This is a genomic window from Inquilinus sp. YAF38 (assembly GCF_052113205.1).
In the GTDB taxonomy this organism is placed as follows: Bacteria; Pseudomonadota; Alphaproteobacteria; order DSM-16000; family Inquilinaceae; genus Inquilinus.
Map to the genome: position 1 here is coordinate 1 of NZ_JBFRCU010000146.1, position 9,924 is coordinate 9,924.

General features: G+C 71.7%; 13 protein-coding genes. 7 read left to right on the forward strand and 6 right to left on the reverse strand.

From position 1 onward, the window contains the following. From AB4Z01_RS34725 to AB4Z01_RS34735, 3 genes are all read right to left on the reverse strand, one after another. A partial coding sequence (locus AB4Z01_RS34725) for a chromosome segregation SMC family protein (protein WP_441701208.1) occupies positions 1 to 1,858 on the reverse strand: 1,858 nt, incomplete at its 3' end. A gap of 15 nt (positions 1,859 to 1,873) precedes the next feature. Continuing rightward, on the reverse strand, positions 1,874 to 2,512 hold the full coding sequence (locus AB4Z01_RS34730) for a DsbA family protein (protein ID WP_441701210.1): 639 nt from the start codon (positions 2,510 to 2,512) through the stop codon (positions 1,874 to 1,876). Positions 2,513 to 2,550: 38 nt separating this feature from the next. After that, the gene (locus AB4Z01_RS34735) at positions 2,551 to 3,015 is read right to left on the reverse strand and encodes a DUF721 domain-containing protein (protein ID WP_441701212.1); all 465 of its coding nucleotides are present in this window, start codon (positions 3,013 to 3,015) and stop codon (positions 2,551 to 2,553) included. Positions 3,016 to 3,099: 84 nt separating this feature from the next. Between AB4Z01_RS34735 and mutY the strand changes: the two genes are divergently transcribed. From mutY to AB4Z01_RS34755, 4 genes are all read left to right on the forward strand, one after another. Then, the gene (gene mutY, locus AB4Z01_RS34740; RefSeq protein WP_441701214.1) at positions 3,100 to 4,179 is read left to right on the forward strand and encodes an A/G-specific adenine glycosylase; all 1,080 of its coding nucleotides are present in this window, start codon (positions 3,100 to 3,102) and stop codon (positions 4,177 to 4,179) included. 210 nt (positions 4,180 to 4,389) lie between these two features. Then, positions 4,390 to 4,941, forward strand: a complete 552-nt coding sequence (locus tag AB4Z01_RS34745; protein ID WP_441701216.1) for a NifU family protein — start codon at positions 4,390 to 4,392, stop codon at positions 4,939 to 4,941. A gap of 119 nt (positions 4,942 to 5,060) precedes the next feature. Next, positions 5,061 to 6,008 (forward strand): glucosaminidase domain-containing protein, encoded by a 948-nt coding sequence (locus tag AB4Z01_RS34750; protein ID WP_441701217.1) that lies wholly within the window; start codon positions 5,061 to 5,063, stop codon positions 6,006 to 6,008. A gap of 21 nt (positions 6,009 to 6,029) precedes the next feature. Next, a complete protein-coding gene (locus AB4Z01_RS34755; RefSeq protein ID WP_441701219.1) occupies positions 6,030 to 6,617 on the forward strand; it encodes a malonic semialdehyde reductase in 588 nt (195 codons plus the stop codon). 4 nt (positions 6,618 to 6,621) lie between these two features. Here the strand turns inward: AB4Z01_RS34755 and AB4Z01_RS34760 are convergent, their stop codons facing one another. Together AB4Z01_RS34760 and AB4Z01_RS34765 are read right to left on the reverse strand one after the other, a co-directional pair. Then, on the reverse strand, positions 6,622 to 6,897 hold the full coding sequence (locus tag AB4Z01_RS34760; RefSeq protein ID WP_441701221.1) for a type II toxin-antitoxin system RelE/ParE family toxin: 276 nt from the start codon (positions 6,895 to 6,897) through the stop codon (positions 6,622 to 6,624). A gap of 6 nt (positions 6,898 to 6,903) precedes the next feature. Then, positions 6,904 to 7,386: a hypothetical protein gene (locus tag AB4Z01_RS34765; RefSeq protein ID WP_441701223.1), complete on the reverse strand. Its 483-nt coding sequence runs from the start codon at positions 7,384 to 7,386 to the stop codon at positions 6,904 to 6,906. Between the two features lie 216 nt (positions 7,387 to 7,602). Here AB4Z01_RS34765 and tsaB point away from each other — a divergent pair, with 216 nt between their 5' ends. Together tsaB and rimI are read left to right on the forward strand one after the other, a co-directional pair. Beyond that, positions 7,603 to 8,274: a tRNA (adenosine(37)-N6)-threonylcarbamoyltransferase complex dimerization subunit type 1 TsaB gene (gene tsaB / locus AB4Z01_RS34770; RefSeq protein ID WP_441701225.1), complete on the forward strand. Its 672-nt coding sequence runs from the start codon at positions 7,603 to 7,605 to the stop codon at positions 8,272 to 8,274. Further along, complete coding sequence (gene rimI, locus AB4Z01_RS34775; protein ID WP_441701227.1) at positions 8,271 to 8,732, forward strand: ribosomal protein S18-alanine N-acetyltransferase; 462 nt, start codon at positions 8,271 to 8,273, stop codon at positions 8,730 to 8,732. Before tsaB ends, rimI begins: the two co-directional genes overlap by 4 nt. 6 nt (positions 8,733 to 8,738) lie before the next feature. Here rimI and AB4Z01_RS34780 read toward each other — a convergent pair whose 3' ends face one another. Continuing rightward, the gene (locus AB4Z01_RS34780; protein ID WP_441701229.1) at positions 8,739 to 9,647 is read right to left on the reverse strand and encodes a methyltransferase domain-containing protein; all 909 of its coding nucleotides are present in this window, start codon (positions 9,645 to 9,647) and stop codon (positions 8,739 to 8,741) included. A 98-nt stretch (positions 9,648 to 9,745) separates the two neighbouring features. On the opposite strand from AB4Z01_RS34780, the gene AB4Z01_RS34785 reads away from it, so the two are divergent. Next, positions 9,746 to 9,924 (forward strand): SDR family NAD(P)-dependent oxidoreductase (locus AB4Z01_RS34785; RefSeq protein ID WP_441701231.1); only part of this gene is annotated, 179 nt, incomplete at its 3' end.

Sequence of the window (9,924 nt, forward strand, 5' to 3'; positions counted from 1 at the left end):
CCACCAGCCCATCCCAGCGCCAGCGCCCGCCGGCCCTGGTCACCAGCGCCTGGCCAGGCCGCAGCGCCGACTGCAGCGCCTCGGCCGCCGCCGTGTCGGCGACCACGCCGATATGGGCCAGCCGGCGGGCCAGGGCCGCGGGGGCGGTGACATGGCCGGCCAGGGGCTCGGCCCCGGCCGGCAGTGGCGCGGTGTCGTCATAGCCGGGCAGCTCGGTCCAGTGCAGCGGTGCCGAGCGGTCGGCCGGTACCGAGCCCTCGTCCCCGAGCGCGGCGCCCATCGCCGCCTCCCAGCCGGGCTCGACCTTGAGCTGGTCCAGGATCGGCGCCCGGGTGGCGTCGCCCTTGCCGCTGCCCAGCGCTGCCCGAAGCCCATCGGCCTCGGCCTTCAGCCGGGTGGCGGCACCTTCGGCCGACTGGGCGGTCTCGCGGGCGCCGGAAAAGGCCGAATCGGCGGCCAGGCGCCGGCTCTCCGCCGTCTCGACTGCATCCTGCGCCGCCTCCAGCCGTGCCTCGGCCTCGGCCAGGACCAGGGCGGCGGCCTCGGCACCGTCGGCGCCGGCCAGCTCGGTCTCGAGCTGGGCGATCTGGCGCAGCGCGTCCTCGTGCCGGCGAGCGAGGTCCAGCAGCCGGCCCTCCAGCTCGCGCTGGCGCTTGGCCAGGCTCTGGCGCCGGGCCTCGTCGCCGGCAGCGGCCTCGGTCAGCGCCGTCAGCTTTCCGTCCAGGTCGTCGACGACCCCACGCTGCATGTCGATCGCCTGACGGGCATGGATCTCGGCATCGGCCTCGCCGGCGCTCTGGCGCTCGATCCGCTCGCGCTCCTCCTGCAGCTTGGCCAGGGCCTGGGCCGCGTCGGCGCCCAGGGAGCGCTCGCGCACCAGGTCGCCCGTCACCTGCTCCAGCCGCCGGTTGGTGTCGAGGATCGACTGGCTCAGCCGGCCGGCCTCGGCCTCCAGCGTCTCGCGCTCGACCAGGAGCCGTTGCAGGACCGTGGCTGAATCGCTATCGGCCTTGCGCAAGGCCGGCAGGGCGGCGGCGGCCTCGGCCTGCTCGGTGGTACCGCGCGTGGCCGCGATCATACGCTCGCGCACCACCTGCTCATTGGCGTCATAGGCGCGCCGGGCCTCGGCCAGGGCCGTACCGGCCGCACTCCATTGCAGGTGCAGCAGCGTCGCCTCGACCTGGCGGATCTGCTCCGAGACGGTGCGATAGCGCACCGCCTGCCTGGCCTGCTTGCGCAGGCCGCCCAGCTGGGCGTCGAGCTGCACCAGCACGTCGTCGAGGCGGACCAGGTTCTCGTCGGCCGAGCGCAGCCGCAGCTCGGCCTCGTGCCGCCGGCTGTGCAGGCCGGTGATGCCCGCCGCCTCCTCCAGGATCTGCCGCCGTTCAGCCGGGCGGGCGGAGATCATGGCCGCGATGCGGCCCTGGCTGACCAGGGCAGGCGAGGCGGGGCCGGAGGCGTTGTCCTGGAACAGCAGCTGCACGTCGCGGGCGCGCACCGGCTTGCCGTTGACCCGGTATTCGGAGCCGGTGCCGCGCTCGATCCGCCGGACGATCTCGATGATGTCGGCATGGTCCCAGCCGGGCGCGGTGCGGTCGCTGTTGTCCAGCGTGATCGTCACCTCGGCCAGGTTTCTCGCGGCCCGGCCGGTGGTGCCGCCGAAGATGACGTCGTCCATCTCCTGGCCGCGCATGCGCCGGGCGGAGTTCTCGCCCATCGCCCAGCGCAGCGCCTCGACCAGGTTCGACTTGCCGCAGCCATTCGGCCCAACCACGCCGGTCAGGCCGGGCTCGATGGCCACGTCGGTCGCATCGACGAAGGATTTGAAGCCCGACAGGCGGAGCCGGGCGAAATGCACGGTGGCGCGCTCCGGTCAGTTGGTGGCGATGCCCTTCTCGGCGAGCTTCCGGTCGAAGATCGCCTTGAAGGTGTCGAAGCTGGCCTCGCCCTCGAGCTTCTCGCCCTCGATCACGAAGGTCGGGGTGGCGTTGACCTTGTAGTCGGCCTGCGCCTCCTGGCCCAGCTTGATGATGGCGTCGGCGACGGCGTTGTCGGCCAGGCAGGCGTCAAACTTGTCCTTCGGCAGCCCGGCCATGCCGCCGATCTGCGCCAGGGCGCCGATCGGATCGCCGGCGGTCGCCCAGCTCTGCTGGGTCTGGAACAGCACCTTGGCGATGTTGAAATACTGCTCGCGCGGGGCGCAGCGCGCCATCATCCCGGCCCGCAGGTCCAGCCCGTTCAGCGGAAACTGGCGGAACACGATCTTGACCTTGCCGCTATCGACATAGGCCTTCTCGAGCTGCGGCAGCACGTCGTTGGTGAAGGCGGCGCAGTGCGGGCAGGTGAAGGAGGCGAATTCCAGCATCGTCACCGGCGCATCGGCCTTGCCGAGCACATAGTCGGTGTCGGTGATCTTCGGGTCCCAGGCCTTCCCGGCATCCTGGGCCGAGGCCGATCCGCTCATGAACGTCGCGGCGGCCAGGGCCAGGCCGGCGAGCAGGGTCTTCAGCATCCGATGGTCTCCATGGGTCCGGGCCTCGTGCCCAAGCGTCATCGCGGTGGCGTCCGGGCATAGAGCGCCCGGCCGAAGGCCGCAAGTCGGGATTTCCACTCGGGGTCGTCGACCGATTCGAGCGGCTGCGCCAGCATCGCCTCTTCGGCCGGGGTCAGGGAACGGCGGCGCGGTGTCGCGGGGCGGCGGGCCAGCGGCGCCTGCAGCAGCTTGATCCGGACGATCGCGGCATAGCCGAAATGGCCGTTGATCCGTTCGATCAGCCGGTCCTGGTCGTGCTGCAGCAGGATGGCGTCGGCCGGGTCGACCCGCAGCGCCAGGGTGCCGCCGTCGCGCTTGCCGGCCGGGAAGCTCAGCTTCTCCGGCACCGCCTTGTCGGCCCAGTGATCACCGACCACTGCCGGCCAATCGGCGAACAGGCTGCCGATCGCGCTGCGCCCACCGCCCAGCGCCTTGCGGGCAAGGGCGGGGACCAGGGCGGCCATGGATCTGGGATAGGTCATCGGCGGGGATGCGACTGCATGATCGAATTGCGGGACTCGGGTCCCTATAGTGGCCCAACCCACCCCCGAGCGGCAACGCGAGCCATGCCCGATACAGCCACGTCCGCCGAATTTGCCCCTGCCGACTTCGCCCCGGCGCTGCTGGCCTGGTACGACCGGCACCGCCGCGTCCTGCCGTGGCGCGCCCTGCCGGGCAAACGCGCGGACCCGTACCGGGTCTGGCTCAGCGAGATCATGCTGCAGCAGACCACCGTGGCGGCGGTGAAGGACTATTTCCTCGACTTCACCCGGCGCTGGCCGACCGTGGCCGACCTCGCCGCGGCGCCGGTGGAGGAGGTGCTGGGCGCCTGGGCGGGGCTCGGCTACTACGCCCGGGCCCGGAACATGCATCGCTGCGCCATCCTGGTGGTGGAACGCCATGGCGGAGTGTTCCCGTCCGAGGAGACGGAATTGCGGCAGCTGCCGGGGATCGGCGACTACACCGCGGCGGCGATCGCGGCGATCGCCTTCGACCGGCCGGCCGCGGTGATGGACGGCAATGTCGAGCGGGTGATGGCCCGGATCTTCGCGGTCAAGACGCCGCTGCCGCCGGCAAAGCCGATCCTGAAGACCCATGCCACGGCCCTGACCCCGCGCCGGCGGCCGGGCGACTACGCGCAGGCCGTGATGGATCTCGGCGCCACCATCTGCACGCCGCGCAGCCCGAAATGCATCCTGTGTCCCTGGTCCGCCCCCTGCCGGGCCCGCAAGCGCGGCATCGCCGAGGACCTGCCGGCCAAGCTGGCCAAGGCGCCGAAGCCGATCCGCCGGGCCGTGGCCTTCTGGCTGACCGATGGGCGCGGCCATGTGCTGCTGCGCCGCCGGCCGCCCAAGGGCATGCTGGGCGGCATGATGGAGTTCCCGTCCTCCGCCTGGATCGTGCAGCCGATGCCGGGCCTCGCCGCGGTGCTGGCCGAGGCGCCGGGCGGTACCGGCTGGCGCCTGCTGCCCGGTCTGGTGCGGCACGGCTTCACCCATTTCGACTTCGAGCTGACGGTGGCGGCCGGCCGCCTCAAGGCGCCGGTGGAGGGCGGAATCCTGGTATCGCCGGACCAGCTGGGCGAGGCCGGGCTGCCGACCGCGATGTGGAAGATCGCCCGCCATGCCCTGCGACATCTTGAATGACCGGGCCCGCCGCCTCAAATCAGCCCTAATCACCGGTCCCTATCCGACCTCGTCGGGACGGTGAGGTTGCGCAAGTAACCGGTCCGGGACGGTCAGCGGCCATTGGCGTGCGACTCTGTGGCGCCAGGTTTCGTCTTGATCTTCCGGGCCGCGGTCTTCACCCTGCCGGCGTCCGGCCCCGAGGCCGGGCATATCGAAGGAACCGTGTCCATGTTCATCCAGACCGAGCAGACACCCAACCCGGCCAGCCTGAAGTTCCTGCCGGGCCGCGCGGTGATGGATGCGGGCACCGCCAACTTCCCGTCGGCGGACTCGGCGGCGCGGTCGCCCCTGGCGCAGCGCCTGTTCGAGATCGAGGGCGTCACCGGCGTGTTTCTCGGCACCGATTTCGTGACCGTGAGCAAGGCCGACACCCTCGACTGGTACGTGCTGAAGCCTTCGATCCTGGGCGTGATCATGGAGCATTTCACCGCGGGTCGGCCGGTCATCCTGGCCGAGGCGGCGGCGGAGGGCTCGCAGTCGGCCGAGGAATCCGAGATCGTCGCCCAGATCCGGGAGCTGATCGACACCCGCGTCCGGCCCGCCGTGGCCCAGGACGGGGGCGACATCGTCTTCCAGGGCTACGACCAGGGCGTGGTGTACCTGCACATGCAGGGCTCCTGCTCCGGCTGCCCCAGCTCGACCATGACGCTGAAGGCCGGCATCGAGAACATGCTGCGCCACTACATCCCCGAAGTGACGGAGGTGCGCGCCGTCGCCTGACGGCGGGCTGCGCTCCCCCCCGGCGGCGCCTCTGATTGTAGAGGCGTCCGCGGACCCGGTCGTGCCGATAGGCGGGGCGCCCGGGGTCGCTGGTCCGGGCGCAACCAAGAACGAGGTCCATGCAGTTCCGTGTGTTTCGACCGGCCGCCGCCTTGGCCGGCCTTTTGCTGATCGTGCCCCTTGCCGCCCTGGCTGAGCCGGCGGCCCCCACCGATCAACCCGAGCTTCAGGTCGCCGCCCTGCCGCCGCAAGAGCTGGCGCCGCCGGCCTCGGCCGTGCCTCCGATCGACAAGACCTCGGACCTCGTCCTCAAGGTCGACAGCGCCGGCAAGCTCAGCGAGATCTTCGACAGCGCCGACTACGCCCTGGCCGATGTGCGGGACGGCGAGGCCGATGTGCCGCGGCTGCTGGTCGAGGCGATGCCGGGCGATCTGCGCCGGCTCGATTCGACCGATCTGCGCAAGGATGTGTTCTTCAACGCCCTGCTGCCGCTGGTGCTGCGGGTCAACGAGGATATCCGCTATGACCGCGACCGGCTGCTGGCGCTGCAGGGGCTGCAGCATCTGGGGCTGGCACCCTCGGCGGAATCGCGGGCCTGGCTGGCCGAGCTGAGCGAGCGCTACGAGGTGGCCGACGGCGACATCGACGCGCTGCTGCTGCGGGTCGACGTGGTGCCGCCGTCGCTGGCCCTGGCCCAGGCTGCGGTGGAATCGGGCTGGGGCACCTCCTACAGCGCCCAGCGCCGCAATGCCCTGTTCGGCCAGACCGCGGGATCGGCGACGCGCTATGCCGCCTTCGACCGGCTGATCGACGGCGTCGCCTCCTATATCCGCAACCTCAACACCCATCCGGCCTATGCCGGCTTCCGCGCCCGCCGCGCCGAGCTCCGAGCCGCGCGGCTGGAGCTTGACGGCTATGATCTGGCGTCGACCCTCCTGCGCTATTCGACCCGCGGAACGGCCTATATCCGCGATGTCCGGGCCATGATCCGCGGGAACGATCTCGTCGAGCTCGATTCCGCGCGGCTTGCCGCGGATCGCGGGTTGGGCTTACCTGCCGCGAGCTGAGACTTTCTGCGGCACATGGCCATGGCGCTCGACAAGATCGCACTCGACACGCTGTTCCGGGAGGCGCGCAACCGATGCGCCTTCCTCGACGAGGCGATCCCGGAGGCGACGCTCCGTGCGGTCTACGATCTGATGAAGCGGGGGCCGACCAGCGCCAATTCCTGTCCGGCGCGGATCGTCTTCGTCACCTCGGAGGAGGGCAAGGCGGTGCTGCGGCCATCGGTCGACCCGGAGGTGCTGGGCGCGACGTTGCAGGCGCCGGTGACCGCGATCGTCGCCTATGACTCGGCCTTCCACGAGCATCTGCCGAAGCTGCTGCCGGACGAGCCGGAGATGGCGATCCGCTTCGCCGCCCGGCCCGAGCTGGCGCAGGAGACCGCGCATCGCGACGCGGCGATGCAGGCGGCCTATCTGATCATGGCGGCGCGCGGCCTCGGCCTTGGCTGCTGGCTGGTGGGCGAGTTCGACCGCGGCAAGGTCGATGCCGCCTTCCTCTCGGGCACCCGCTGGCGCTCCAGCCTCCTGGTCGATATCGGCTATGTCGACCGCAGCAAGGAATTCCCCCGCCGCCCGCGCCTGGCCTTCGAGGAAGCCTGCCGGATCGTGTGAGCCCTCAGGGCGGCCACTGGCGGGCGCCGTGCAGGATGCGCAGCAATTCCACGGTGCGGCCGATACGGTGGACGACGATGTAAGGCGTGCCTGCGACCACCAGTTCGCGGGTCTCGGGGACACGGCCTGGGCGCCCGGATCGGGGATGGTCGACCAGCCGTTCGACCCTCCTTTCGATGGTATCCCACATCGCCAACGCCGCAGCCGGATTGCTCTGGGCGATGTGCTCGGCGATGCCGGTGAGATCGGCACGATAGTTGTCGCTGCGATGCAGCCGCATTCCAGCTCAGCTCGGCCGCTTGGCGATGGATCGCAGCAGCTCGGCCCGCTTGGCTTCGGCGATTCGCCGCCACTCTTCCTCCTCGATCAACCGGACCGAGCCGTCGGCGATCCCGTCTAGGGTCTTCTGCACTTCGGCACGGAACCAGCGGTCATGCTCGGCCGCTTCATGGGCGCGCCGCTGCCGTTCCGCTGTATCGGGACGGCTGCGATCGACCGCGCCGGGATCGTGTGCCGTTGCATCGACGTCGAAGCGGGCCACGCCGAGCGTGTCCCGGACATAGGCGGCGGCGGTGTTCAGGTTGCGCCACAGCCGCGGATGCTGCGTTCGTTGTGCTGCGATCACGCGCTCCGTGCTGCCGTAGCGGATGCGGACGGCCCAGCCGCCCGGCTGCCCGAGGATGGTCGCAGCCTGGATAACCTGGCCCTCGGCGAGGCGTTCCGCCGTCTTTCCATCGACGATGTCCGGCAGGACCGCGGTGCTTCCCATGGCTGGTTTGCCTAAGATTAGTTAATCTAGCGTAGAATTATCTAATAAATCTGCAAGGCCGTCCAGCCCTTCGCCGTTCGGAGTGGTGAGCATGGCCGTCGGGCGGTAGATGGTGTGCTCGGCGGGTCGCCGGGAGTCTACGAGCACCATGATAGATCCGAGGACAGCAATGCGCGACAGACCGGCCGCACCCGCACACGGCATGGGAGCCGCCGCATGATCGTGCTCGGCCTCGATGCGGCCGGCGCCGGCTGCGGCGCGGCGGTGCGGCGTGACGGACAAGTGCTGGCGGCGCGGACGGAAGCGATGGCCCAGGGCCATGCCGTACGGCTGATGCCGCTGGTGCTGGAGGTGCTGGCCGAGGCCGGAATCGCGCCCGGGGAGATCGACCTGTTCGGCGTCACCACCGGCCCCGGCTCCTTCACCGGGCTCCGGGTCGGGCTGGCCGCGGTCGGTGGGCTGGCGCTCGGCGCCGGCAGGACCATCGTCGGCATCCCCAGCTTCGACGCCGTGCTGGCCGATCTCGGCCCGGTCGTGGCGGGCACCGTCCTGGTGGCGCTGGACGGGCGGCGGAGCGAGCCCTTCGTACGCCTGTTCGACACCGCCGGAACCCCCTTGGGCGAGCCGTTGTGCCTGCCTGCGGCCGATCTCGTCGCGCTGATCCCGCCCGGTCCCCTGGCCCTGGCGGGTGACGGCGCCCATCTGGTGCTGCCGGCGCTGGCCGGACGGGCGGATGTGCACCACGCCGGCCCCGTCGCGATCGACCCCGCCACCGTGGCCCGGCTGGCCGAGGAGCGTGCGGACCAGGCGCGCGAGGGCCCGCCGCCGCCGCTCTATGTCCGCCCGCCCGACGCGGTGCCGCTGGCGGAGCGGAAGCCGAAGCCGTGACCGCGCTGCACATCGTCCCGGCCGGCCCGGCCGAGTCCGCGGTCCTCTCGGCCCTCTACGAATCCGCCTTCGGCGAGGCCTGGGCGCCGGACCAGCTGGCGCAGCTGCTGGCCGGTCCCGGCGTGTTCGCGTTGATCGGCCTCGACGACGCCGGGGTGCCGGCCGGCTACGCCCTCGGCCGGGTGGCGGCGGACGAGGCGGAGCTGCTGTCGATCGCGCTGCTGCCGGATCACCGCCGCCGGGGCGAGGGGCGCCTGCTGCTCGACGCGCTGATGGAGCGTAGCGCGGCGGCCGGTGCCGCGACGCTGTTCCTCGAGGTGGCGATCGACAATGCGGCGGCGCTGACGCTCTACCGCGCCGCCGGTTTCCGCGAGGCGGGTCGCCGCAAAGGTTACTACAAGGTCGGCACCACGACGGTCGACGCCATCGTCATGAAGCGGGAGCTCGCGCCGGGCTGAGCGGCCTCATTGCCGCACCGGCCGCTCCACCGTGCCAAGAGCCTCGGCCAGGGAACGGCTGGCGCTGCCGCGCGGTCGCGGCTTCTGCTGGCTGTCATGCGGCGCCCAGCCCACCAGGAACAGCACCTCGAAGCTGGCCGGGATGCGGCCGTCCGGCTCGGCGAAGCGTTCGGCGTAGCGGGCGGCGACGGTCGGCCAGAAAGCGCGCGGCGGCGGGGCCGGGTTGCGGTTCAGCCCGGCATTGGTCTCGCCCATGCCGCGCAGGTCGGCGAACAGGCGGAAGGCGTTGTCGTAGCTGACCGTCACCGTCTCGGCATCGGCGACCGGCAGGGCGAAGCCGGCGCGCTGCAGCAGGCCGGCGGCGTCGCGCAGATCGGCGAAGGGCGACAGGCGCGCGCTGGCGCCGCCGATCAGCTCGGTCTCCGCTTCGACCAGGGCGGTGCGCAGTTCGGCCAGCGTGCCGGCGCCCAGCATCGCCGCCAGGAACAGCCCGTCCGGCCGCAGCGCCCGGCGGATCTGCAGCAGCGCGCCCGGCAAGTCGTTGATCCAGTGCAGCGACAGGTTGCTCAGCACCAGGTCCAGGGTGCCCTCGCCGAAGGGCAGCAACTCCTCGTCGCAGGCCAGCGTCGGCCGGCCGTTCGCGGCTGCCAGGCGGGCCAGGGTCGGGGACAGGTCGGCCTGGACCAGTGTGTCGATCCGGTCCGTCCCCGCCAGCGCCCGGGCCACGGCGCCGTCGTGGCAGCCGAGGTCCAGCGCCACCGGGAAGCGGCGGGTGACGTCGAGCAGCCGGTCGGCCAGCATCGCCGCCACGTGCTCGAACAGGAAATTGTGCCCGGCCAGGCCCGGCGCGGCGCGGTCGCGCCGCCGGCGTACCAGCGCCCGGTCGAACACCATCATGTCGTCGGACTGCATCATGGCGCGCACTATAGGGGCAGCGCCTGTGCTCGGCGAGGACTCGACCGTCGCAGCGCCCTCCTGTAGCCCGGGGGGAAGGACGAGCGAGGAGACGGATCATGACCGCATCCGACCAGCCGGTGGCGCTGGTGACGGGATCGACCTCGGGGATCGGCGCCGCGGTGGCCCGGCGGCTGGCCGCCGAAGGCTGGACCGTGGCGCTGCACTCGCGCGCCTCGGTCGCGGCCGGCGAGGCGCTGGCGGCGGCGCTCGGCGGCGGCGCCGGCTACACCGCCGC